The 26,876-nt window shown below is 34.2% G+C and carries 21 protein-coding genes; 1 reads left to right on the plus strand and 20 read right to left on the minus strand.

Annotated features, from left to right (window positions below; all coding sequences use genetic code 11):
* Positions 1-4: 4 nt before the first annotated feature.
* From AC3Y25_RS20330 to AC3Y25_RS20350, 5 genes are all read right to left on the minus strand, one after another.
* Complete coding sequence (locus AC3Y25_RS20330; protein WP_250834118.1) at positions 5-1,387, minus strand: TolC family protein; 1,383 nt, start codon at positions 1,385-1,387, stop codon at positions 5-7.
* 85 nt (positions 1,388-1,472) lie between these two features.
* The gene (locus AC3Y25_RS20335) at positions 1,473-2,594 is read right to left on the minus strand and encodes an efflux RND transporter periplasmic adaptor subunit (RefSeq protein ID WP_095927900.1); all 1,122 of its coding nucleotides are present in this window, start codon (positions 2,592-2,594) and stop codon (positions 1,473-1,475) included.
* 37 nt (positions 2,595-2,631) lie between these two features.
* Positions 2,632-3,897, minus strand: a complete 1,266-nt coding sequence (locus AC3Y25_RS20340; RefSeq protein WP_489903991.1) for an ABC transporter permease — start codon at positions 3,895-3,897, stop codon at positions 2,632-2,634.
* A gap of 2 nt (positions 3,898-3,899) precedes the next feature.
* Positions 3,900-5,144 carry an ABC transporter permease gene (locus AC3Y25_RS20345; protein ID WP_379796115.1) on the minus strand — a complete coding sequence of 415 codons (1,245 nt, stop codon included), beginning with the start codon at positions 5,142-5,144 and terminating at the stop codon, positions 3,900-3,902.
* On the minus strand, positions 5,137-5,838 hold the full coding sequence (locus AC3Y25_RS20350) for an ABC transporter ATP-binding protein (RefSeq protein ID WP_095928196.1): 702 nt from the start codon (positions 5,836-5,838) through the stop codon (positions 5,137-5,139). Before AC3Y25_RS20350 ends, AC3Y25_RS20345 begins: the two co-directional genes overlap by 8 nt.
* A gap of 178 nt (positions 5,839-6,016) precedes the next feature.
* Between AC3Y25_RS20350 and AC3Y25_RS20355 the strand changes: the two genes are divergently transcribed.
* Positions 6,017-7,423 (plus strand): DUF4403 family protein, encoded by a 1,407-nt coding sequence (locus tag AC3Y25_RS20355; RefSeq protein WP_489903992.1) that lies wholly within the window; start codon positions 6,017-6,019, stop codon positions 7,421-7,423.
* Positions 7,424-7,444: 21 nt separating this feature from the next.
* Here AC3Y25_RS20355 and AC3Y25_RS20360 read toward each other — a convergent pair whose 3' ends face one another.
* The 15 genes from AC3Y25_RS20360 to AC3Y25_RS20430 all read right to left on the minus strand — a co-directional run bounded on the left by AC3Y25_RS20360 (position 7,445) and on the right by AC3Y25_RS20430 (position 26,731).
* Positions 7,445-7,678 (minus strand): hypothetical protein, encoded by a 234-nt coding sequence (locus tag AC3Y25_RS20360; RefSeq protein WP_489903993.1) that lies wholly within the window; start codon positions 7,676-7,678, stop codon positions 7,445-7,447.
* A 19-nt stretch (positions 7,679-7,697) separates the two neighbouring features.
* Entirely contained in the window at positions 7,698-8,240 is a 543-nt protein-coding gene (locus AC3Y25_RS20365; RefSeq protein ID WP_489903994.1) for a DUF420 domain-containing protein, read from the minus strand.
* Between the two features lie 2 nt (positions 8,241-8,242).
* The gene (locus tag AC3Y25_RS20370; RefSeq protein ID WP_489903995.1) at positions 8,243-8,929 is read right to left on the minus strand and encodes an SCO family protein; all 687 of its coding nucleotides are present in this window, start codon (positions 8,927-8,929) and stop codon (positions 8,243-8,245) included.
* 13 nt (positions 8,930-8,942) lie between these two features.
* The gene (locus AC3Y25_RS20375) at positions 8,943-9,584 is read right to left on the minus strand and encodes a hypothetical protein (RefSeq protein ID WP_320492727.1); all 642 of its coding nucleotides are present in this window, start codon (positions 9,582-9,584) and stop codon (positions 8,943-8,945) included.
* A 79-nt stretch (positions 9,585-9,663) separates the two neighbouring features.
* Entirely contained in the window at positions 9,664-10,014 is a 351-nt protein-coding gene (locus AC3Y25_RS20380; RefSeq protein ID WP_095927907.1) for a cytochrome C oxidase subunit IV family protein, read from the minus strand.
* 18 nt (positions 10,015-10,032) lie between these two features.
* Entirely contained in the window at positions 10,033-11,016 is a 984-nt protein-coding gene (locus AC3Y25_RS20385; protein ID WP_095927908.1) for a cytochrome c oxidase subunit 3, read from the minus strand.
* A 42-nt stretch (positions 11,017-11,058) separates the two neighbouring features.
* Entirely contained in the window at positions 11,059-11,646 is a 588-nt protein-coding gene (locus tag AC3Y25_RS20390; RefSeq protein ID WP_379796103.1) for a cytochrome c oxidase subunit 3, read from the minus strand.
* A gap of 5 nt (positions 11,647-11,651) precedes the next feature.
* Positions 11,652-12,554, minus strand: a complete 903-nt coding sequence (gene cyoE, locus AC3Y25_RS20395; RefSeq protein WP_427872181.1) for a heme o synthase — start codon at positions 12,552-12,554, stop codon at positions 11,652-11,654.
* 157 nt (positions 12,555-12,711) lie between these two features.
* The gene (locus AC3Y25_RS20400; protein WP_489903996.1) at positions 12,712-14,835 is read right to left on the minus strand and encodes an energy transducer TonB; all 2,124 of its coding nucleotides are present in this window, start codon (positions 14,833-14,835) and stop codon (positions 12,712-12,714) included.
* Between the two features lie 19 nt (positions 14,836-14,854).
* Entirely contained in the window at positions 14,855-15,598 is a 744-nt protein-coding gene (deoC, locus tag AC3Y25_RS20405; protein WP_489903997.1) for a deoxyribose-phosphate aldolase, read from the minus strand.
* Between the two features lie 113 nt (positions 15,599-15,711).
* Positions 15,712-16,095, minus strand: coding sequence for a VanZ family protein (locus AC3Y25_RS20410; RefSeq protein WP_428237023.1), 384 nt, complete (start codon positions 16,093-16,095; stop codon positions 15,712-15,714).
* Positions 16,088-16,468: a glycine cleavage system protein GcvH gene (gene gcvH, locus AC3Y25_RS20415; RefSeq protein WP_095927914.1), complete on the minus strand. Its 381-nt coding sequence runs from the start codon at positions 16,466-16,468 to the stop codon at positions 16,088-16,090. The genes AC3Y25_RS20410 and gcvH overlap by 8 nt, the downstream gene beginning before the upstream one ends.
* 86 nt (positions 16,469-16,554) lie before the next feature.
* Positions 16,555-23,754 (minus strand): T9SS outer membrane translocon Sov/SprA, encoded by a 7,200-nt coding sequence (gene sov / locus AC3Y25_RS20420; RefSeq protein ID WP_489903998.1) that lies wholly within the window; start codon positions 23,752-23,754, stop codon positions 16,555-16,557.
* Positions 23,755-23,779: 25 nt separating this feature from the next.
* A complete protein-coding gene (gene ruvA, locus AC3Y25_RS20425; RefSeq protein WP_489903999.1) occupies positions 23,780-24,361 on the minus strand; it encodes a Holliday junction branch migration protein RuvA in 582 nt (193 codons plus the stop codon).
* 78 nt (positions 24,362-24,439) lie between these two features.
* Complete coding sequence (locus AC3Y25_RS20430) at positions 24,440-26,731, minus strand: NADP-dependent malic enzyme (RefSeq protein ID WP_489904000.1); 2,292 nt, start codon at positions 26,729-26,731, stop codon at positions 24,440-24,442.
* Between the last annotated feature and the right edge of the window lie 145 nt (positions 26,732-26,876).

Below are 26,876 nucleotides of genomic sequence, written 5' to 3' on the forward strand. Positions count from 1 at the left end.
TGAATTATTTTGTAATAATTGGAACAATTGGAATTCCGAAATAAAACTCTAATATTTTAATTTTAAACATGTAATCGTATTTTGTTCTGATAACATCAGACTGTGCATTAGTCAATAATGTTTGAGCTTGAGTGAAATCAAATGAATTCATTAAACCAACATCATATTTTTCTTTTGCATAATTGTAAGCCTGCTGTCTTGCCTCTAAAGTTACAGTAGAAGATTCGTATGTATTTAAAGCTCCTCTTGCATCTGTAAAAGCGGTGTAAACGTTACGTTGCAAATCTAAACTTTTTTGCTCTAAATCTATTTTAGATTTTTCTAAACTTACTTTATTACGCTCTACATTATTCTTAACTGAGAATCCATTGAAAATAGGAACATTTAACTGCAAACCAAAATTATGCCCTTTATTATCGCTAAACTGCTGGAATATAGGATCTGGACCTACAGTATATGGATTACCGCTTGCATCTAACCTAACTTGATCGCTATAACTTGCTCTGGTATTAAACCCATAGAAACCAGAAAGTGTTGGCTGATAAGCTCCTTTGGCTATAGCAACATTTTTTTCGGCAATCTCCAAATTGGTCTGTGCTAATTTTAACTCTGTTCTAGTTTCTTTCGCTTTATTGTAAATTTCAATTGGAGTCTGAGCTAGGATATTATTTTCATCCGCTACATTAGTATCGTCAACTACATCAAAATCTGCAAACTCTTTTAATTGTAAAAGCTGTGCTAAACTCAATTTAGAAATCAGTAAATTATTTTCAGAAACCGCAATGTTTTGTTTGTCTGTTGCAACAGTTGCTTTCAAATCGAACAAATCTCCACGCGGAATAGTTCCTGCATTTACCATTTCTTCAGAACGAGCATATCGTTTTTCATCAATTAACAATTGCTCTTTTTTAACCTTTAAATCTTCTTTATTAGATAAAATCTGCAAAAAGGCACTAGCAACATTCAACGAAATATCTTCCTGCATTTTTAACAGCTGATAATGTGAGGCAATAATACTTAATTTTGCCCTTCTCATCGTATTTTGATTCTGCAGACCTTTGTAGATGTCAACTCCTGCATTTATCCCAACTGAAGAATATTGCGTAGTTTGGTTACGTAAAATACCTGTTGTAACATCCTGGTTCAAACCGATATTCCAAGAGTGAGAAGCGGTTCCATTTACAGATGGAAGATAATTTCCTAAAGCTCCTCTTTTATCGATCTCAGCATTTTTTACATCTAATTCAGATAGTTTTACCGTGATATTATTTTCGAGTGCATATCTCACACACTCTTCCAAAGTCCATTGTTTTGATTGTGCCTGCCCAGTTAATCCGAATCCGAATAACACTGCAAAAATCAGACTATTATATTTATTTATTTTCATATACTTTTAATGAAGGCGCAGTAAACCGAACTACGCAAATTTAACATTTTTAAAACCAAAAAGATCCTTAACCTTTCAAATTAGCTTATTTTTTTTCTTTGTCTCCTTCGTTAATCAAGCCCTGATTCCAGATTTTAATTTTATCTGTATCACTTATACCGCTTTTAACTTGAACGTAGATTCCGTCACTTACCCCCAAAACCAAATCTCTTCTTTGAAATTTCTGTGGAGCATTTTCGACTTCTACATAAGGCTTTTGTGTTTTTTTGTCAAATTGAACCAAAGATTCTTTTATTGCTAAAACTTTCTCTGCTTTCTCCAAAATAATAGAAGCATTGGCACTTAAACCAGCTCTAATAAAAGTATCGTCTCTGTTGATCATTTGTGCTTTTATTTCAAATTGGATTGCGCCATTTTCTGTAACTCCTTTTGGAGCGATATAGTTTAAAACTGCATCAAATTTTTTATTTTCGATTGCACCAATTGTAATCTCGATTGGCATTTTTTCTTTAATTTTTCCAACCTCAGATTCATCAATTTTACCTATAAAAATCATTCTTCCAACATCAGCAACACTAGCAATTGTAGTTCCTTCGTTAAAGTTATTACTTTCGATAACTTGGTTTCCTACTTTTACTGGAACGTCTAATACCATCCCATTAACTGTAGAACGAATTAATGTATTAGCATAATTTCCTAAAGATGAAGTTGTTCCTGTCTTAACAATATCCAAACCTTGTTTTGCAGCCAGATAATTTTGTTTTGCCTGATTGTAAGCCAGCTGTGCAGCATCATAATCATTTGCAGAAATTACATCTTTCTCAAATAATGTTTTCTGTCTTTTATAAATTTTTTCCTGATTATCTAATGCTATTTTAGCAGTCTGTACCTGATTCTGAGAACTACTTACATTCGAAACGTTTGCTACAACTCTAATCTTAGCAATCATATCGCCAGCTTTAATTTTTTCACCAGCTTTGATGTACACTTCTTCAATAATACCTGAAATATTTGGTTTGATTAAAACTTCTTCATCAGGCTGAATATTTCCTGTCGCAATAGTATTTTTTACGATAGTTTTTATTTCTGCTTTTTCCGTTTTAAATACAATCGGTGACTCTTGGTTTTTCGCATACAAATAGTAAAGCGCGCCAAAAAAAACAACTGCAATAAATATTAAAATGGTTACGGTTACTCCTTTTTTCATTTGTTCTTGGTTTAATCGATTTATTTTGATTGATAATTTATTCTGTCCTTAATGCATCTACGGGTTTCACATTGATGGCGGTCTGTGCCGGTATAAATCCAGCGAGCAAACCAGATCCGACCAATATAATTAATGCTACAAATACAACTCCTAAATCTACAGTTGGATTGGCAAACATAGTATTTTGATCAGGAGGCATCGAATCTAGTACCATATTTAAAAGTGCTATAATTCCTGTTGCAACAGCAATTCCGAGCATACCCGAAATAATGGTTAAAAATATGGACTCAGATAGTATCTGCCCTCTAATTGCGCCAGGAGTAGCGCCCAAAGCTCTTCTAATTCCGATTTCTTTTGTGCGTTCTTTTACCACAATCAACATGATGTTCGAAATTCCGATTACGCCCGAAATCAAAACTAATGTTCCTACGAAATACGCAATTACTTTTAAGATATTAAATAAGCTTTGTACTTTATTAAACTGCTCATACAAATCAAAATTTCCAACCGCTCTTTCATCTGTCGGGTTTATAGAATGCAATGCTTTTATAATCTCTAAAATTTTAGGTTTTAAATCGGTTATAGAAGTTTCATCTTTTGCGGTAAGCGCCATCCATCCTACTTTATCTCCATAATTAAAGGCTTGCTGAAAAGTTGTAAAAGGAATAAAAATATTCTTTTGTTCCTGTTCTGCATTTCCTCCCTGCTGTTTCGATTTATAAACCCCAACAACCATAAAATTAATGCTGTTAATTTTTATATAAGTTCCAATCGCTTCCTCCTCTTTACCATAAAGCTCACTGATAACTCCTTTACCAATTACGCAAACTTTTCTTCTCTGCTCAATATCCTGCTGATTTACAAATCTTCCTTTAATAATATCCATCGGCTGTTGTTTAATCAGCTCTGGGTAATCTCCATAAATTGTAAATGCAGAAGTTTTTGTGCCTCTTACCACGTTATTTGTTCCGTTAAAATCACCTAATTGATTTCTCGGAGAAACATATAATAAATCTGGCAATGCTGCTTTTAAAGCTGTTACATCACTATTTCTAAAGTCATAACGTCTTGTTTTTGGCAAACCTTTATACGCCTTAGAAGTAGTCTGGCTCCACATAAACATGGTATTGGTCGCAATTCCGTCAAAACCTTTTTTGATCCCATTTTCCAAACCATTACCTGCAGCAAGTAAAATTACCAAGATAAAAATACCCCAAAAAACACCAAAAGCTGTTAGGATAGTCCTAAAAGGATTGGCGGTTAAGGCCTGTAAAATCTCGTCCCAATTATCTTTTTTAAACATAATTATTCGTCTCTAAGTGCTACAATAGGTTTAATTTTGGCTGCTCTGTAGGCTGGGAAAAATCCTGCCATTGCTCCGGCAAAAACAAGTAATACCAAAGTAGTTAAAGCTACACTAAAATCTACTTCAGGATTTCTGAAATACTCACTCTGAACCATCGGACCAACGAACTCCAATAAAGCAAGACTGGCCAATAACCCCACAAAACCAGCAATGGTTGTAATGAAAATTGATTCATGAAGAATCATCGTGATAATAGAAAAAGGCGAAGCTCCCAGTGCTTTTCTAATTCCGATTTCTTTTGTACGTTCTTTTACAATAATAAGCATGATATTACTTACTCCAACAACTCCTGCTATAATGGTACAGATACCAACCCACCAGAAAAAGAGTCTGATATATAAATTTAAATCGTAAAACTGTTTAGCGTCTTTAACCGAGTTATAAACTCCTACACCACCATCATCTTCTGGAGCTACTACGTTTTTACTTTTTAATAAGTTTTTTAAATCTTGGGTAAATTTTTCAGACTGAGCCAATGCTTCATCATAATCGCTTGTCTTTTTAAGGGTAAAAAACAAGTTGCTAATTTTATCGCCACCTCCAAATGTTTTCTGAACTGTAGTTAAAGGCAAATAAGCACGAGTTTCTTCTCTTTCTCCTCCTGGATCTGTAAAGACTCCGACAACTTTAAAGTTAATGTTGTTAATTAGGATTTCTTCTCCTATTGCTTCTTTATCTTTAAGCAAATCGGTTTTTAATTTCATACCGATAACCGCCACTTTTGCATTACTTTCTAAATCTTTTGCGTTTACATAACGGCCTTGAACTATGGTTAAATTCTCAATTCCTCCATAATCTGGATTTACTCCTCTAAACTGATAACTACCAGATTCTTTCCCATAAGCAAAAGACTGCCCCCAATAATTATTTGTTGAGGCTCTCAAATCTAATTTATCTTCGAATTTCTGTACCGATTGATTATAATCGCTATTGCGAAATTGAATCTGTCTCCCCGGATTTAATCCCTTATATTCTTTAGTAGTAGTTCCAGACCAAACCTCTATAATTCCAGCCGCATCGCGTTCGAATTGTTTTTCAATTCCGTTCTGAAGACCTTTTCCTGCACCAAGCAAGATTACCAAAATAAAAATTCCCGAAGCCACAGAGACTCCCGTTAAGAATGTTCTTAAACGGTTTTTAGAAATGGCCTCAAATATTTCCTGCCAACGTTCAATATTAAACATAAGACGAAGCTCTAACTTGTTCTACTCTTTTATCATCGATAATTAATCCATCTTTTAGGACTACATTTCTTTTGCACATTGCTGCAATATCGGGTTCGTGTGTCACAATCAAAATTGTTTTTCCCTCGTCATTAATGCCTTGAATAAGTTCCATAACTTCATAAGAAGTTTTGGTGTCAAGAGCTCCCGTTGGTTCATCTGCAAGTAATACTTTCGGATTCGAAGCTAATGCTCTTGCAATAGCAACACGCTGTTTTTGACCTCCAGAAAGTTCATTTGGCAAGTGGTTAACATGAGAACCCAAACCTACTTTCTCCAAATACTTCATCGCTATCTCGTAACGTTCCTTCCTTTTAACACCTTGATAATACAAGGGCATCGCTACATTGTCTAATGCTGTTTTGTAATTTATTAAGTTAAAAGACTGAAAAACAAAACCTAAAAATTTGTTACGATATTTTGAAGCAATTGTTTCGTTTAATTTCTTAATTGGTGTTTTGTCTAAAATATAACTTCCTGAATCGGCTTCATCCAGAATTCCTAAAATGTTAAGAAGTGTTGATTTACCCGAACCAGACGATCCCATGATTGCAACCAATTCTCCTTCCTCTATATTAAAATTAATCCCTTTTAATACATGTAATTGTGAACTTCCCATTTTATAGGATTTGTGTAAATCTTTAATTTCAATCATGGTATTGTTAAATTTTTTAGACAATAATAACGTATTTATTAAGTAATTTATGATAATAAAAAGTTAATACTTAAGTTACCTATTTTATATTAGACTACCTTTTTTGGTTATTGTTACACTTTTTTCAGAAAATATGATTGTTTTTGTAATTTTACCTTGTCTAAAAATTCATACTAAAATGAAGCTTACTTCTATTATTACAATGTTTTCGGTGCTTGCCGTATTAACAAGCTGTTCTTCAACTTCAAAATTAGAAACATTAAAACCTGAACCCGATGATGCCAGCCCGCTAGTTTATGATAGCAGTCCGTCTTTTATCAATCTTCCTATTACGATTAAATTAAGTGATATCGAAAATCAGACAAACACGCTCCTTAACGGATTGATTTATGAGGATAATAACATCCAAGATGATGATATTGAAATGAAAATCTGGAAACAGGCTCCGATCAAAATTCAAAATGATCCATCAAATCCGAATAAAAAAATTAGAACGATTTTACCGCTTAAAGCGAATATCAAATATCGAATCGGAACAAAAAAAATGGGGATAGAGCTCTACGACGTTAGAGAATTTAACCTAAACGGAGTGATAACTTTATCTAGCGAAACCACTCTTACCAATTGGAAACTAACAACAAAAACAGAGTTCAAGTCTCTAAATTGGAACGAAAGCCCAACAATGACTGTATTTGGCAAAAACATGCCGATTACTTATTTAATAAATCCAGCTATTTCTATTTTTAAAAACCAGCTAGAAAAGGAAATTGATGGAGCAATTGAAAAATCAATGGATTTTAAACCAAACGTTCTTCAGGCTGTTGAAAAAATTTCTACTCCTTTTCAAATGAGTGATACCTATGAAAGCTGGCTGCGAATTGTTCCAATTGAAATTTACTCTACAAATGCAAAACTGAAAAACGATTCTTTCTTGCTCGATATGGGAATGAAATGCAACATGGAAACCATCGTTGGAAAACAGCCAGAATCAAAATATAATGCTAGCAAAATTGCTCTAAAACCTGTTGCTAAAATCCCAAATCAGATTTCTGCTAATATTGCTGCCATTTCGAGTTATGTAGATGCATCCAAGATTATGACCAAAAATTTTGCAGGTCAGGAGTTTGGTTCTGGAAGCAAAAAAATAACTGTAAAAAATGTTTCTATTTGGCATAAAGACGGAAAAATGGTCATTGCTTTAGACGTTTTAGGATCTATAAACGGAACACTTTATTTAAATGGATTTCCTTCATACAACGCACAAACTAAAGAGATTTATTTTGAAAAGCTAGATTACGTCTTAGACACCAAAAGCAAATTAATGCGCACCGCAAACTGGCTTGCACAAGGATATATTCTTAGAAAAATGGAAGAAAGCTGCCGTTATTCCATCCAACCGAATTTGGAAGAAGGCAAAAAAAGTATGGCAGGCTACTTAAAGAACTATTCACCGATGCCTGGAGTATTTGTTAACGGAAAAATGGAAGACATTCAGTTTGATAAAATACAGTTAACCAATCAAGCCATTATAGCCTTCATCAAAATAAACGGAACGGTAAATGTCTCCGTAAACGGACTTAAATAAAAACAAAAAAAGCAGTGTAAATTACACTGCTTTTTTCTTTTTAGAATACATTCGATAAATCAAATATCCAATTATTAATACAAGCAAATAAGGAATTACCATTAAGTAAACAATTCCATCATTTACAGCTTCAGCCTTTTTGATATTAGAATCTCCTCCTAAAGCCGCACGGCACATTGCACATTGCGCATTAGCAGAAATTCCAATAAAGAAAAAACAAATTCCAAAAAACAGCGCTTGAAATTTGAATTTCATGATTTGAATATTATTTTTTTTAGTGTACATAATATGGAGAAATCATTAAGTAAACCACTACTCCCGTTACTGCTACATATAACCAAAGCGGGAAAGTGATTTTAGCTATTCTTCTATGTCTGTCAAAACGTTTTGCAAGCGCTCTTACATAAGTAATCAAAACAAGCGGAATAATAGCAATTGACAATAAAATATGCGTTACAAGAATAAAGAAATACACATAACGCAATACTCCTTCTCCTCCGTATTTTGTAGAATCTGAAGTCATATGATACGCTACATACATAACCAAAAATGCAACCGACAATGCAATAGCAAAAGTCATTAATCTTTCGTGTAATTTTTGATTTCCTTTCTTAATTGCCATAACAGCCAAAATTAGCACAACAGCAGTAATACCATTTGTAGTTGCATAAATTGGAGGTAAAAATGATAAAGGTTCTACATTAAAACCAAAATCTTTTAATTTAACACCAAATAAAATTGCCACGACAACTGGAATTACAATTGAAACCGCAATAATAAACTTGTTATATTTTTTCTCTAAAGTATTATCTTCCATTTTTATTCTTCTAATAAAATTTTAATGTCTTGCTGAATATCTCTAACTCCTTTTTTGTCTAAACCGTCGTAATAAATACTCGGATTTCCGAATTCATCTTTTCTGCATCGAATGTTTCCGTCTTTGTCAATTAAAGCAAACAAACCAGAATGCTCAAATCCGCCGCTTACTTTATCATTTTCTCCTGCATAAAGATTAAATCCTTTATTAGACAAATCCATAATTACGTTTCTGTCTCCAGTTAAGAAATTCCAGTTTGAAGATTTCACACCTAACAATTTAGCATGGTCTTTTAAAACTTGTGGAGTATCGTGTTTCGGATCGATTGTAATAGAAACAATTCCAAAATTAGGATTCCCAAAAAAAGTCTTTTCAATCTCCAGCATGCTCATGTTCATCTTTGGACAAATAGAAGGACAAGTTGTAAAGAAGAATTCCAAAACATAAACTTTTCCTTTATACGTTTCATTCGAAATTTTCACATTGTCTTGATTCGTCAATTCGAATTTTGGAGCTGGACCAATTGTCAAAAGCTTCGCATCTTTTGAAGATTTAGCCTCTACATTGTCCAAACGGTTTCCTTTTACAACGTCACCGTTTTTAACTCGATCGACAATTTTAGGAATGGCATAAATCCCGAAGATTAGAATCACAAAAGAGATTCCGATATATGATTTGTTTTTAAACATTATAAATGATTTTTTAAAGTTGCTTTGTAGCGTTATGATTCTTCTTTAAAGCTGCACGATATTCGTAAAGAATAATCTTGAAGTCATCAAGCATTTCATTACTCAACTCAGACGGATGAAAAGTATCATAACCTTCTTTGTATTCTTTCTGATCTTTTCTTCCTCTCAGATTGCGTTCTTTATCGACAATATACACATTAGAAGTTCCAAGGTTTTCATTCAGTTTTTCTTTTAAATGCAGTCCGTCATAAAATTTCTGTATCTCTTCTTTTGAAGCAAAAACAAAATTCCAATTCTTAACATCTGTGAAAGGAGATAAAGCATCAACAATTTTTTGAGCTTCTTTTTCAGTTCCTATAGGACACAACACTACAAACTGAAGATCTTCAAAACCGTTATAACGTTTATAGATCTTTTCATTTAGATTAAAATAATTACCTCTATTTTCTAAAATATTTGTACCAGCAAAACCTAGCACGGTAATCTTTTTATCAAGGGAGATTTTTTTTCCGTTTAATGAATTCCAATTTCCAAAATCGGCCACTTTTGGTGTTATTACAGGAAGTGTTGTAAAACTATTTACACCTGAAGCGAAAAACAAATACGCTACAATTGGCAATACAAAAAGTACAAAGAGAACTATATTTTTTTTCATTGTATAAACGGAGAATTATTGAGGTACAAAAATAAAAAAAGCTCCGTAAATCGGAGCTTCTTTTCGAATTAATATCATGTTAAAAATTCCATTTAATAGTAGAATCTTTAAAAACCCCATAAATATAATGTCCTTCTGTCAATAGAATAAACAATAAATATAAAACTAGGAAGATAACAGGAGAAACTACAGACCATCTAAGGCTGCTTTTTTCACCTTCCATGTGCATAAATGCCCATACAATATAGTATGCTTTGAAAATTGTAAGGATATAGAAAATCCAGTTTAACAAATTCAAACCAATAAAATGAGTAAATTCTAATGATGCAGGTTTGTAGATACCCAAAATAACTTCAACTGTAGTTACTACTGAAAGTAATGCGAAAACAAACCAGATTCTTTTTGTATTTGATACGTGCTCGTGTGACATAATAATTAAATGCTAAAATTAAACTAGGTAGAAAACTGTAAATACAAATACCCAAACTAAATCTACGAAGTGCCAGTATAAACCAACTTTCTCTACCATTTCGTAGCTTCTTCTCTTCTCGTAAGTACCTAATAATACATTAAAGAAAATAATGATATTGATAATAACTCCAGAGAATACGTGGAATCCATGGAAACCTGTAATAAAGAAGAAGAAATCAGCAAATAATTTATTACCGTACTCGTTTCTGATCAAGTTAGCACCTTCTACCACATATTTAGCTGTTGCTAAATGTTTTTCAGATTCTTCTCTTGATAAGATTGTCTTTTTCTTTTTATCTGTAAGTTTTTCTGTTCTGATTAAAACTTCAGGGTGTGCCTTAAAACCAGCCTGAACTTCAGCAACTGTGTAAGTTGGAAGAGACTGAGCGTCTTCCATAAACCAAGTTGAGTGGCTTCTTGTTAAAGCTTCTCTTTGTTCTGGCAATTTAACAGCAAAATCAGCTAAAGCTACTCTTTTACCATCTTTATCCACAAACTGAAGTAAACTACCTCCAGCAGTTTCAACTGCACCATATTCTCCTTTAATGAAGTTTTTCCATTCCCAAGCTTGAGAACCAACGAAAATTAAACCTCCAATAATAGTTAAGAACATGTAAACAGCAACTTTTGTCTTTTTCAATTGGTGTCCTGCATCAACAGCTAATACCATTGTTACAGAAGAAAAGATCAAAATAAAAGTCATTAATGCTACATAATACATTGGAGCCGCAACACCATGCATAAATGGGAAGTGAGTGAACACTTCATCAGCCAAAGGCCAAGTTTCAATAAATTTGAATCTAGAAAAACCATAAGCTCCTAGAAATCCAGAGAATGTTAAGGCATCTGATACGATAAAAAACCACATCATCATTTTACCATAACTTGCTCCTAAAGGCTCATTGTGACCGCCTCCCCAAGTTTTTTCGTCGTTGTTTGCAGTAGTAACTGTCGCTCCCATAAAAGATATTCGTTAAAAAGTTCCCAAATTTACGTTTTTTTCTTATTTAAAGAAATATAAAAATAAAAATAAATATACCCATAATAAATCCAAAAAGTGCCAATACATCGCACCTAGCTCTATCCCAAGAGTTTGAGTCGAATTGTATTTTTGTTTAAAATGATTATAAATTATAATTAAAAGTGAAATTAATCCGCCAGCTAAGTGTAACAAGTGTGTAACTGTTACCACATAAAGAAAAGTTGTAGTAATTGAACTACCTTCTCCTGTAAAGTAATACCCTTCTGAAACGATTTGTCCAAATCCTTTGAATTGTAATACCACAAATAAAATCCCTAAAGCTAAAGTTCCAAGAAGCAATCCTGTAACCGCACTTCTATTGTCTTTTTGAATGGCTTTTTTTGCCAAGTAAAAAGTAACACTGCAGGCAATAATTACTGCCGTACTCCAATAGAAAGCTGAAGGAAGTTCAAAATTCTTCAACCAGTCTGCTCTTGATTTACTAACTACAAATGCACTCGTTAAACCAGCAAACATCATGGTCATACTAACCATCGCGAAAAGCAGAATCAGTTTTGCCGATTTTGATTTCCTTGCTTGCTCTTCATTTGTTTTCAATGTCATTTCCATAACAACTATCTTAAAAATTTATCTACTATAAATACAATTTGCAAAAGCGAGATATAAGAAACACTCACGAGCATTAATGTTCTCGCTGCCTTTGCAGTTCTTAACTTATACAAACGAACCGCATAAAAAAGCATCCAAATCCCTAAAAGAAACACTAAAACTGCCGCAATTGGAGAAATAAACAACTGCCCCGTAAAACCTAACATAGGTAATAACGATGCTATAATAAGCCAAATTGTATACAATATTATCTGTAATGCTGTTCCTTTATCTTTTTTACCTGTCGGAAGCATAAAAATTCCTGCTTTCTCATAGTCTTCATATAAAAACCATCCAATAGACCAAAAATGCGGGAACTGCCAAAAAAATTGAATTAAGAATAAAGTCCCTGCCTCGATGCCAAATTCGCCAGTTGCTGCTACCCAGCCCAACATAAACGGAATCGCTCCTGGAAATGCCCCAACAAAAACAGACAACGAAGTTACTGTTTTTAATGGTGTATAAACACTTGTATACAGAAATATAGAAATCGCGGCAAACATTGCTGACTTTGCATTTATCGTATAAAGAAGTGCAATACCAATAATAGTAAGCAAACTTGCTACTAATAAAGCGACTTTAGGAGACATACGCCCTGAAGGAACTGGACGGTTTTTGGTACGATCCATTAAAGAATCGATATCTTTTTCTATTACTTGATTAAAAGCATTCGAAGCTCCAACCATGCAATAACCTCCAACTGCCAAAACAGCCAAAACACTCCATTTGAAGGGATGTTCAGAATCTACTCCTAATAAATATCCAGCGATTGAAGAGAACAATACACTAATAGCTAAACCAGCTTTAGTAATCTCTTTAAAATCCAGAAATATTGATTTGATTGATAATGTATTTTTTGCAGCGTTCAATACCGTTGTATTTTGTGTATTTTTTTTGAGTGGTGCAAATGTACAAATTAGATTGTAGAATTTAAGCCTATAAAAATAGATTTTTTTCAATAAAACCTTTGCAAATTAAGATCTCAGCATTCTTTAACACTATTATTTCGAAAAATCTTATTAAAAACTAGTAATCAAAATACCAATTAAAAATATCTGAACGTAATCCGATACTAAACCAAGTTGTACTTTGCTTAAAAGTTGCTGCCGTTTCTTGAGTCGGATCAAAATTTCTATAGATCAAACTTCCAAATAATTTCAAGTTTGTCATTGGATTAATTAAATATCCTCCTTGAACATCTGCAATAAAAACACTAGTTTTATTTCCTTGCCCGATTTTGACACCTGTATCATAAGGGCGTTTTACATCGTAACTTTTATAGATATTTCCTCCGTAGTTATAAGAGTCTGCTGCGGTATCAAAATCCAAACCTCTTGTTCCAACTGTCAATTTCGCATCGGCAAGCCAACGTCCTTTATGGTATCTCGCAATTGCAATAAGTTCTTTAAAATTGCCTCCCCATTGATGCCCTACACTCTGATTGTTGTGTCCGTAGTTTGTAATAACAGCGCTGTGCGAGTACACATAAGGACGTACACTGTTCAATTCTACCTGCAACAAAAGATCTTTTACATTAAATGCGTTGAAATATTTTGCTCCAAATTGAAATCCGAATTTATTTTTCCAGCTTTGATTTCCCGCTCCAACATCTGAAACAGAAAACTCATCAATCAAAAACTGCGAATACAGATTTATGTTATTATTCCATTTGTATTTACCTGTAATCCCCAAAAGCGCATTCCCACTTCTAGATGAAGATCCAAATTCTACTGCACGATAAAAAATAATCGGATTAACAAAATTAGCATCAAAACCTCTATTGTTGGTGTCTGTCCAAACTACAGATTCAAAAAATCCTAAGTTTACTCTATTCGAAACGTTCCAGCTTAAATAATGGTTCGCCATAAATTTTGTTGCATACGTCTTTTCGGCTGTTACTTCTGGACGAACATCTTTCATCCACATATACGTATTGGTATATTTAATTTTCCAAAATTTAGTATTGATTTTAAAGTACGGGTACGGACTTGCTCCATCGCTTTCCAATAAAGAGCGATAACCATCACCTATGAAATTTCTTCCATAACCCAATTGAAAATCAAATATTTTTCCTGGTGCGAAAGTGATATTCGCTTCCGCTAAAGGAAAATCATAGGCATCGGTTTTGAATCTTTTTGCAATTCCAACTCCTGGAATTATTGCTGGATTTCCTCCAGATGGTTTAAGAGATTCCGCATAATCGTTAAAATACCCTGCAAATCTTCCCTGACTTTCAAAAAATGTAGTCGTAAAGTTAATTTGTTTCCCTAAACCTCCTCTAAAGTTTAGCGCTCTAGTATTCACATAAGTGTAAGATGCATCAAGATCTGAAGCCTTACCCATTTGTAAATCTACAATCGGGTTTAAAGAAAACCAGTAATCCTCTCCTTGAATCTGTACTAAGTTCTCATTCCACCATTTTCTTCCCAGCCAAGTCGATGTTTTTTTCTGCAACGATTCATTGACCGCTCTTAAATTATAATATTTTGAAACCTCAGCGTAAGTATAAGGCTTAGATGCCGTGTGGTTATTAATTCCAACTTGATTCATTTCTGCATCAAACTGCGCATAATAACTATGTGAAAAAGGAATATTTAAATGACTATCAAATTCTGGATTATTATATTTTTTGTATACAATACTATCCAGCTCAGTCATTGGTTTTTGTGTTGGCTTTAAGATTTCTGCCGCTGCCTGAGCTTCTGCTGCAAGCTGCGATGCACTTTTTAACGGTATATCAATAGAAATCGTATATTTAGAATAAGTTGGTTTTCCGTTGTAAGTTGAAGGTTTTATTTTTGGAAATGTGCTAAAAACTCTTTTTGCTTCTTCAGACAATTCTTCAGTTTCTGCAGAAACATAAATTACTTTAAATTCGCCTTCTGCATTTACCTCAAAAAGTACTTTTACCACTCCTTTATAATTGTTTTCTTTTAATTTTTGAGGGACTTGAAAATTGCCAAACACAAAATCTTGAACTTCTTTATAAAAACAATTTTCTAATTTTTTACCTTCTAAATTTTCGCAGTTAGGAAAAACTGGAAACATTTCTGCCGCAAAACCTGGCTGAACAGAAGAATTACCATTTTGCTGAGCAGAAACAATAAAGAACGAAGAAATTAAAACAAGGGACAAAAAAAACTTATTCACTTAAAATTTGGGTATTTATTTAATATTGATTTGGGGAAATTTCTCCATTTACAATTGCTTTTGCTGCCGAAGTTCCGATACGTTTTACTCCTAAACGAATCATTTCTGCAGCTTCTTCAAATGAACGGACTCCACCAGCTGCCTTTACTGAAAGCGGCGAAGCATTTTCGAGCATCATAATTATTGCTGGAACTGTTGCTCCATTTGGAAGATCATTCTCTGTTTTATAAAAACCTGTAGAGGATTTCACAAAAACAGAATCAAAATCTTCTTCTTTAAAATTAGATACTACAACATGTTTTATTAAAGAAGATAACTGGATAATTTCTTTATCTGTTAAGGCCGCAACTTCAATAATCCATTTTACTGTTTTATCATTTGCCAATCCAATCTGCGTTCCAATTAAGATTTCTTTTTTAACCAAATCGAGATCTCCATTCTTGAACGCTTCATAATTACAAACAAAATCTAAATCGTCAGCTCCATTTGCAATTGCTTCGTTTGCTTCTTTAATTTTGGTTTCCAAACTTGACTTTCCTTCTGGAAAATCAATTACAGTTCCAACCAACAAAACAGAATTGGCTTCAACAATCATGTTTTTTGCCAAAGAAACATACTCTGGACGAATCATAATTAGCTTAAAACCTTCTTGAATTGCTTCGGCAATGGCATTTTTGACCACAACAGTATTTTCTGCTTCCGAAAGACCAGCTTGCGATGCAGTTTTCAAATACGTGGAGTCTAAATATTGCTTTACATTCATTTTGATTGAAGTTGCAGGAAACCAGCACAAAAGTACATTTTATATTGAAAAAACATAGCTTTTAACTGCTTGATTTTCTTGTAATAAAAAACCCACCGAAGTGGGTTTTGAAATTATATTTTATCGATTTGACTTTTAAAAGCTATTGCAGAAAAAACTGCCACAACCGCTCCTAGTGCATTTGCTAAAACATCTGTAACATCTGAAGCTCTCGTTACTGTAAGAGCGCTTTGGAGAATTTCAATTGTAATTCCAAAAAAAACAGAGAATATAAAAGAAATCAAATACGCTTTATAAGCGTCTGCATCTTTTCCTTTTAACTCTTTTTTGAAAAACAAAATCCATGAAATTGTAAATCCAAAATGAAAACAGAAATGTACTATTTTATCAATGCTTGGAAAATTAACCGCTGGTATATTACTAGAATCTGTAAGACAAAAATAAGTAATGATTCCAGAGCAGATAATTGCCCAAATTAGTAATAGTTGTTTAGGCACCGATTAATTCTTTATAAGCTTGATCAGACAATAAAGTGTCAATTTCTGAAGCATCAGCAATTTTTATTTTAATCATCCACCCAGCTCCATAAGGATCTGAATTTACAGTTTCTGGAGCACTTTCTAAGTCTTCATTAAAAGCAATGATCTCACCTGTTAATGGTAAAAATAAATCAGAAACTGTTTTTACAGCCTCAACAGTTCCAAAAACTTCATCTTTTGAAAGTGTCTGATCTAAAGTTTCTACCTCAACATACACGATATCTCCTAACTCTTTTTGTGCAAAATGAGTAATTCCTACAGTTGCAACATCTCCTTCGATGCTAACCCATTCGTGATCTTTTGTGTACTTTAAATTTGCTGGTATGCTCATAATCGTTGTGTTTGAAAATTGATTGTTTAAAATTTAAGCCACAAATGTAATAATCTTCTAATAAAATCTAGTTTAGAAACTAAAATTTAATTTCCAAAATTATAACGAAGTGTGAAACCTGATCTGATATTCGTTAAAGGGAAAGAAGTCGAAATAACTGCTTTCGAGAACGAATGATCGTAATAAAATATTGCTGTTAAGTTTTTACTGAAAGCATAATCGGCCGTTAATTTTAAAGTCCAGATGTTCTGTCCCGCTGCCAGCTGATTATTATCGTAATCTAAATATCGAACTAAAGTCTCATTATTTCTATATGAAAAATCAGCTTTTATATTAATGTCACTCTTAATAATTCCAGTTGGATTATCAGCCAATCTTGAAGAAATAATCACGTCTTTAAAACGATATCCTATCCCAACAACATACTCAACTCCTCTTACCTCTGTCAATAAATTATTATCAAAACTCATAGACAAAGCACGGTCTTTTTTAACTTCTGTCAATAAACGGAATGAATTTTTCAACTCAAAATCAATTCTCATCAGTGGACTAAATTGCTCTACTAAGTTAACATTAGACATGATTGTTTTATTGAAGAAGTTCGTATTTACGTCTTGTCCTCCAGGGGTTTCCAAATAATCAAAATTTGACCTAAACTGACTTATTGTATACGATGCTCTGTAATTATGTTGTAACGAAAAACGTCTAAAATGATCTTTGAAATACTTATAACGCATTAAACCGTTATACTTCACATTCCAGTTCGGGATAGGGAAACTTCTAAAAATACCTGTTGAACTCTTTGAAGCATCTGCTCCTGTATACGCCGCCATAAATGAAGGCAACAATACCGCTTGATTACTTTTTGAGAAACCAATAGGATAACCTTGATTGGCTACATAAATTTTGTAATTCGGATCTGATTCATCTGGAATAGGATTATTTGCATCTCCGTATCTCGGAATTTCCCCTCCTCCATAATGCTGTTCTGCCAAACGATTTGCAATAACTAAACGATTGCTTCTAAAATCATCAAACGCCGAAGACTCCGTTTCTGTACTTGTTGAGAAAGCAGTCTTAATCAATACAGTAGAAATTGAAAACATTCCGTAACTGTATGGTGACAATGCTATATACTCTCCTGTATTTTGGTCTACACTATATTGCTCTGATGAATTTTCAGAATAAGCGCGATCCATAGCCAGATCGATTTTCAAATCGGGCAATAAATCTACGTTTGCCATTACTTTCAAAAGCTTATTACTTACTTGCGTATAGTTTTGATTAAAGTTCTGGTAACTAGTCAACCATCCATTTTTAGCAGCTTCAAAACGCACATCATCCTGACTACCAAAAACAAACCCTAACGAAGGTTTAGATGTACCAAAAAAACCAACTCCTGGAATATATCCTGGTAAAACGGTTCCGCTGTTTTTTGTATAGTTGATCTGAACATTTTTAACACTTGTCAAAACTCCAATCAAACCATCATAAAAAGGATTACTGCTGGTAACTGGTTTAGCCGTATTTACAATTTTCTCTCCTGGTTTTGGCGGTGCAGCAGGTTTTGCTTTTGCTGGCTTACCTCCTGGTGTCAAACCTAAATATTTATACAGTGTATTCATATTTAATGTCGTAGAGAAAGTATTCGAATTGGCATTTTGAACCGTATTTCCTAAATCCCAAGACACTCCACTATCATCAACGTATTGAGAAAGTGCTGTAGACGATCTTTGCCAATTGTAATCTGCCGTATAAGAATAGTTTGCTTTTATGAAACTAAATATTGGAATTTTGTTAATTGGAATGTCATAGTTTAAAACCAATTGTTGTAAATGCTGATTTGGTATACCAATATCAAAATAATCATCCCAGATATTAAAATCTTCTTTTGGCGTATTATCGTCGTTCAAAAAGTTTCTTACGATATTGTTAGACGCTGCTGTGTAATTTAACTTTAACGATTTTGTCAAATTAAATCCGAAACCATATTGATAATTAAACGCAAAGTTTCTTCTGTAAAGAGGATCTAATCCAATACCTTCTACATCAACTTGTCTGTATTGCTGGCGATTACTTTGTCTTAAAATATTGGTATTAAATGAAACGTTCGAAGGAAGATAATTGATATTAAAGTCGCTTAGCAATTTCCAATATTCACTTGTTTTCATGAATTTGGTTTGCTTAAACGGAACTACTTCTTTAGGCTGAAAAGTATAAGCATAATTGACCGAAGTATTAGACTGCTCATCATTATAACTTTCAACTTCATAATCATGTCGCTCTACCTGATTATAAGACTGCGAGAACGTAAAGTTTTCTACATCATAAACATGCGGTTTCTGTTCTGGCGCTCTATCTTTTCTTACCCCAATAAAATTGATGCTTTTACGCTTTGTATAATCAACCGCACGAGTTCTAATATTTTCTTTTTCTGCCGGATCTGTCGTTTCTTTAATCAATTGATCTAACTTAATATCCTGATTAAACGGATCGTATTCTGGCGTAATAACTTCTTCTCCAATAGCATAATTGAATGGAAGATTAATACCCCATTTCGGTGGCAATAACTTTCCTAAATTTATATTGGTTACAATGTTGTACTGCTGAATATCTTCACGATCTCTCTCGTTGGCTCCTTGCTCAAGAGAACCAAAACCGATTGTGCTCTTTTTACCAGAAGCCGATAATGTCATTAAATCGGCCATATTAGTATCAACATTAAGCAATGCAGCCATACCGCCTTTGTTTTCCAAATCGGACATACGAAGTTCGTTAAACCACACTTCTCCCATAATATCCTTATGGTTTGCCGCGCTTTTTACCCCGACCATTAAATTTCGCACTAAACCGAAATTCGGATTTCCTTTAATACCTAAAGTCAATTTACCATCCTGGTCACCACCGTCCACATCTGGATCTCGGTCTGGATAATAAATACCATTTATATCTCTTTTTGGCGAATTAATATCGATATTCATTCCCAAGATTTTCATTCTAGTAAGTAATGAAAGTGCTACATCAATATTATTTTCTTCAAGCCACACTTGATCTGGACTTATAGTACAACTTCCTCCAGTTCTCGTTACTTTTAATGGAATCTCAATTTGATAAAAGTTCTGTGTAAAGTCATTACCAAAACGAATAAATCCGATCATCTCATCGTCTAAAAGCTGAGTTTCATTTGGAAGAGATTCTGCGTGAAGGAACATTTTAAGTTTTTTGTACTGACGCATATCAACACTTACATTTTTGAAAACCGCTCTAGAATCTTGGTATTCTAATCCTGAACCAGCAATTCTCAATGCTAAAGACTGTTCGTTCTGATTGATAATTGTATTGTTGTTGTACAATTGCTCTCTTTGAACTCCTGGCGGAATAACATAGTTTACAGGACATTTAGTTCCGTTTTCCTGAATATTTACAGCTGCAACATCAAATTGAGTTCCGTCATCATCAGGGTTTGTATCATTTGCATCAAGTGTTCCTGTATACTTTCTCCATTCTCCTCTAACTAAATCTAATGCTCCAAAACGAACGGTCATTTGATCATTAAACCCAGTCATAAACATACGCATGAAACGAATAGATCTAAAATCGGTAATATTTCCAATAGTATTTTGAGGTTTCGAAACCGGAATTTTAAACTGAATCCATCTTGCATTGGTAGTACTACCATTAGGAAGATCTACATTTTGAACCTCTCTAATATCCGTAATATAATTTTCTCCAACTTGCATTCCTGGTCTTACATCAATACTATACTCATAATACGCATTGATTGTACTCATGGTATTATCACGATTGATATCTTCGACATCTGGAAGAGTGGTTGAACCACGATTTGGATCATCAACGCTCACAGCAGAGTTCCCTTCTGTTCCATTGTATCTTTTATAACGCTGCAAAATGCCTCCTTCTGTATTTAAGAAGTACTTATAGTTATCTGCCGCTGGATCTTCTTCTCCTGCATAGTTGGTATAAATTGATCCCTCTTTTGCATCTGGCAAACCATCTAAACCAACATCCTGATTTTTACGATTGTCTGGATTAGTATCAAATGCATAAATCAATGATTGAGATGCTGGCACGTCTCCCCAAATCGGCTGTGGATTTACCATAATCTGATCTGGCCCTAAACCATTTTCATATTGTTTTCTTCCATCTTTCAGAACATCCTCTGAAACTTCTCCTAAATTGAAGTAAATTTTTCCATTATTAGTTCCCTGAGCCTGCCCCGTACCCACATAAGGATCCAATACCCAGAACTGAATGTATTCAACATTTCCTTGCTCAAAGTTTGTAGAATTCAGCGCACGCATAATTCCACCAAAATTAGATGAAGGGCTACTTGAACTAAAATTAGGGTTATTATTGTAAGGTCCTCTATCTGATGGATAATACGTTAAGTCTAATGTATTAACAACCTGAATCTGCCCTTGTGCAATATCTGTATTTGGATAAAGCTCTCTGCTATAAATTCTTCTTGTTGAGTTTAATGATAAATCATCATTTGAAACTCCAGATGGTTTTGAGGTGTAGAAAATTGGATCGATAGTATACCAAGCCAATTTTGCACGTTTAAAACCATACTCAAGCGTATTGGAGTTGGCATTAAAAGTATTGTCTGTAGCAGAAGTAATAAATGGTGTAGAAGCCAAACTCCATGCATAAGCAGATCTCATATCGATTGTGGTCTGAGTACCTTCAAAATCATCAATATAAATAGTTGCTTCGCCTTCAAAATCACTTGCCTTTGGAGCATCTGGTTTCAAAAATGCTACTTCTCCACGAATCGAAAGATTAGACGGAACGTCTGTATCTATGTTAGGCAATTTATTAGCCAATCTTGTCAAAAAGGGAACTTCTGTCGCATAATTTCCATTAAAACCAAAAATGGTATTATTTACAGATTCTTGTCCGTAGCTTGATTTTTGAGTAAAAGGACGTTCTGTCATTTTCAAAAATGTACCTCCAACAACAAACTTTTCAGAAATTTTATGTTCAACATTGAATCCCATAAATCTTCTTGTCTGCTGCCCGAAGATTGAATTGTTCTCCAACGAAACTTCAATAGGCGTATTAGAAGCTTGAAGCGAAGGATCCAATATCTGTACACGTCCTAATTGATAATCGACACTATAATCAATACCCTCTACTAAAACACGTCCTGCAGCAGTTACCACAACAGACCCTTGCGGAACATTAAAGGCTCCAATAGGAATACCATTGCTTCCCGAAGATTTATATTTTCCTCTTAATAAGAATTTGTTTTTATCACTATCCTGCAATGCACCAGCCTGAGTATTCTTGTACATGTTTCTAAAGACATACTTTCTCTGATTTGCATTATAGGTAGCCGGATCATCATAACTTTCTCCAGAGTTGGTATTCAATTTTCTAAATAAAAGTTCTCCAAAAGGCTCTTTAGTGGTGAAAATAATTCGGGCATTCTGCACATCAACCGTAACTCCTGGAACATAATCGAAGAATCCGTCTCCTCCCGTTTGCGGATCGTTATTGTAATTTAAACGGTCAAGATTAAAAACATTCAATAATGGCGTTTGGTCAACTTTATCGTCTGGTGCTGGATTTGCTGGAAAAGTACTTCCTGTTACTGGCGTAATATAATTTATTGGTGAAGGATCGGTATAAAGAATATTAAGTCTAAAATCTTCTTGTTTGATTTGGTAGGCTTGAGGAATTTGATAAACGTTTTTCATCATCAAGTTCCAAACCGGATTTTGAACGTTTGTCAAACTACTTTTCAGCATTTTTAAAACCAAACTCTGTGTTACAATTGCTTGATTGGCATTGTTGTTTCCTGTAACTACAGTTGCATCTACACCATCACTACCAAACTCCCCTACTTGGTATGTTTTTCCTCCAACTGTATATTCAAACGCAACCGCTAGAATTTCGTCATTGGCCAATCGCTGCTGTAACGAGATGTAACCCAACTGTGCATTAAAAGTATATTCGTTTGTAGTTAATTTTCTAGCATTTTCCAGAACAGAATAATCAGTTCCCTCGTTTACGTTGGTATTATTAAATCCAGATTTTGCTGTTACAATTTCTCTAATATTAGAGTTTAAATAACTTCCTGCTTTTCCAATTGATGCCGGATCGTATTTGTTATTTGTATTATCTGTAGGTGAATCTATTGGGTTATTAAAGAATCCCACAGGATTTGTAATTACAACAACCTGGTTATCTGGCACACCAGAAACTTGTCCTTCCCCTAAATCCTGAAGTGCAATAACGTTTCTTAAGTTGTTACTGGTTGTTGTTACCCTATTCTGTTTATTCGTTACCCATACTTCGATTCTTGTAACTTGAACACGGCTGTCAATTAACGGATAGTTTTTAAGAGAAGAATCGTATTTATTTCTAAAGTATTGTGATAAGAAGAAATGTCGGTCATTATCATAATCTAAGGCAAATAAATCGAAGTTTTGTACGGTACCGCCACCCTCTGCGACTATACTTTTGGTTTGAGACTTTTGTTCTGAGAAAACTCCCGTAACAGTTGTCTTACCAAATTGCAGTTGCGCTTTAACCCCAAATAAACTTTGTGCGCCTCGAATTAAAGTACTATTTAAAGGCATACTAACGTTACCGACCTCAACTTTCTGAACAATATCATCTTCCGAAGGCGTGTAAGCTAGTTTAAATAAATTCTGAAATGCAAATGTAGATTGTGTATCGTAGTTGGCATTTACCTCCAAACGAGTTCCAATTTTCCCCATTAAACTCATACTGATTCTTTGGTCGAAATCAAAAGTTAGAGAGGATCTGTTTCTTGGCGAAAATGACGGGTTGTCTTGTTTGGTATAACGCATACCCAAGTCCATTTCTACTGACCCTGTGGGCTTTACATCTATAGTATTACTTCCAAAAATGCTTTCGAACAAACTCGAGTTGATATAATATCTTGGCAATAAATCTTTTTTGGCTGCCTCAGCTCCTGCTTTTTTACCATCAATAGCATCGGATTTTTTTCTAAAATAATCTCTTCTTGCTTCTTTGAGAACTAAATCTTCGTATTCTTTTGGAGTTAGAATTAAAGGGTAATTAATGGAGAAACCATCTACCGAATTGGTATAGATATAACGATCTGTAATAGGATCGTATCTATATGCCGAAAGTACGCTCGGAGGATCTTCGAGCTCTATCTTACCTACTGAAAACTGAGTTTTAGTTGTATCTTGTGCCGCCGGTGTAACCTGTGCCCGTAAAACATTACCGCAGAGCAATACCAGCAACAAAATACAAATTTTACGCATAGAATTCTTTTATATAAAATGAAATTTATAAGCTTTTTAAAGCCTTTTTGATAATTGTTTCAACGGTAGCTTCTGGATCTTCTTTTACGATTCTTTCTACCGCTTTTTCGGAAGCTTTTCGGACAAAACCTAACACTTCTAGAGCAGATAACGCTTCATCTCGATTTCTATTGTTTTGAACAGCAAAAACTTCGTCAATATCGTACAATTTAACAACTTTTTCCTTTAAATCAAGTATAACTCTTTGTGCTGTTTTGTTTCCAATCCCTTTGATAGACTGGATTACGCCAACATCTCCTGATGCAATAGCGTTTATAATTTGCTTTGGTTCTATAGACGAAAGCATTGTTCTCGCGATTCCAGCACCGATTCCTGAAACAGAAAGCAGCATTCTAAAAATTTCGCGTTCTGATTTTTCGGCAAAACCATATAAAGTATGCGCATCTTCTTTAATTTGAAGATGCGTATACAATTTTATATTTTCAGAATTTGGAATTAAGGAGAAGGTATGCAATGATATATTTACCTGATAACCAACCCCTCCACAATCAATTACAACCTCTGTAGGATTCTTTTCTACTAATCTTCCCTGCAAATGTGCTATCATAAATGTAATTTATTAGTATCAAATATAACAAAAATGCCATAAAACTACGACAAATTTGTTCAATCCTTGTTAGAACGTTTATTGTGTTATTTTATTCTTTTTACTTTCTTTTTCCTGTGCATCAATAACAGCAATAGCTGCCATATTTACCATTTCTTCAACGCTAGCACCCAATTGGAAAATGTGAACTGGTTTGCCCATACCCATCATAATTGGTCCTATTGAATTCACTTTATACAATTCTTTCAATAATTTGTAAGTGATATTTGCTGACTCTAAGTTAGGGAAAACCAATGTATTCACTTTTTTTCCTGCTAATTTAGAGAATGGGAATTTCTCTTGAAGCATTTCTGGATTTAATGCAAAATCTGCTTGAATTTCTCCATCAACAATTAATTCTGGATGATTTTTATGTAAGTAAGCTACAGCTTCTCTAACTTTTGAAGCGCTTTCGCTAGTTGAAGAACCAAAGTTTGAGAATGAAACCATTGCTATAACTGGCTCAATACCAAACATTTTTGCCGTTTTTGCGGTCATAATGGCAATGTTAATCAAATCTTGTGCAGACGGATTAATGTTTATTGCTGTATCCGATAAGAACATTGGCCCACGAGATGTAAGCATCATATTTGCAGTTGCTACCAAAGAAGCATTAGGCGCTTTTTCGATTAACTGAAGCATTGGCTTAACTACTGAAGGATAGCTTCTAGAATGTCCTGTTACCACTGCATCTGCCTCTCCTTCGTTAACCATCATAGCGGCAAAGTAGTTTCTCTCGCGCATGAATTTTTCAGCATCTAATTTAGAAACACCTCTTCTTCCTCTAGTTTCCCAGAATGATTTTGCAAACTTATTACGTCTTACGGCTTCCTCATCTGTTTTTGGATCGATAATTTCTAAATCGGCATCAAAACCTAATTCTGCTTTTAATTCCAAAATCTGCTCTTTGTTCCCTAATAAGATAGGGAATCCGATTCCGTCTTCGTAAACAATTTGAGCTGCTTTTAAAACGTTTAATTGATCTGCTTCAGCAAAAACAATTTTCTTTGGATTTAATTTCGCACGGTTTGTAATCAAACGCACCATTTTGTTATCGTTACCCATACGTTCGCGAAGAACATCTTCGTAAGCTGCCCAATCTGTAATAGGATTTTTTGCTACTCCAGATTCCATTGCTGCTTTTGCAACCGCTGGAGCCACCACTGTAATCAATCTAGGATCGAATGGTTTAGGAATGATATATTCTTGACCAAAACCAAGTTTTGTTGCGCCGTATGCTACGTTAACTTGTTCCGGAACTGGTTCTTTTGCCAAAATAGCTAAAGCTTTTACAGCCGCCATTTTCATTTCTTCGTTAATTTTTGTCGCTCTTACGTCTAGCGCTCCTCTAAAGATATAAGGAAAACCTAAAACGTTATTTACCTGATTAGGAAAATCTGAACGTCCAGTAGCCATAATAACATCTTTACGAGTTTCTGTAGCCAAATTATAATCGATTTCCGGGTTCGGATTTGCCATTGCAAAAACGATCGGATTTTTTGCCATTGTTAATAACATTTCTGGCGAAAGAATATCTCCAGAAGATAATCCGATGAAAACGTCAGCGTCTTTTACCGCTTCAGCCAAAGGAATCTGAGGTCCGTCAATCGCATATTTTAATTGTAAATCTGAAAGTGCAGGATTGTCTTTAGTTAAAAGTCCTTTACTGTTGTACATTAAAACATTTTCTACTTTTACTCCAAGTAAAACATATAAATCTGTACACGCAATCGCCGCAGATCCTGCTCCAGAAACTACTACTTTTACGTCTTCAGCTTTTTTACCTGCCAATTCAAGTGCGTTGATTAAAGCTGCAGAAGAGATAATTGCTGTTCCGTGCTGGTCGTCGTGCATTACCGGAATATCCAATTCTTCGATCAATCTTCTTTCGATTTCAAAAGATTCTGGAGCTTTAATATCTTCCAAATTGATACCTCCAAAAGTTGGAGCAATATTTTTTACCGTTTGAATAAATTCTTCCACATTTTCAGTATCGATTTCGATATCAAAAACGTCTATATCAGAAAATATTTTAAATAATAAACCTTTTCCTTCCATTACAGGTTTTCCTGCTTCTGGACCAATATTTCCAAGACCTAAAACAGCTGTACCGTTTGAGATTACGGCTACTAAATTTCCTTTGGCTGTATATTTATAAACGTCTTCTTTGTTTGCTGCGATTTCTAAACATGGTTCTGCAACTCCTGGCGAATAAGCCAATGATAAGTCTCTCTGGGTTGCATATTTTTTTGTTGGAACTACCTGAATTTTTCCTGGAGTTGGTTCTGCATGGTACAGTAACGCCTCTCTTCTTTTACTCTCTTTGTTCATTTTTTTAGCATTTATTCTAGCTTACAAAGATATAAGTCTTGTTTTAAAATGGCGTCTTTTTAGCGTTTTCTTTTCTTAAAATCTATTCGAATAAATAAAAAAAGTCCAATAGAAATTGGACTCGTTTGAATTTTTATCGTTTTTA

Source organism: Flavobacterium sp. LK-23 (genome assembly GCF_058135255.1).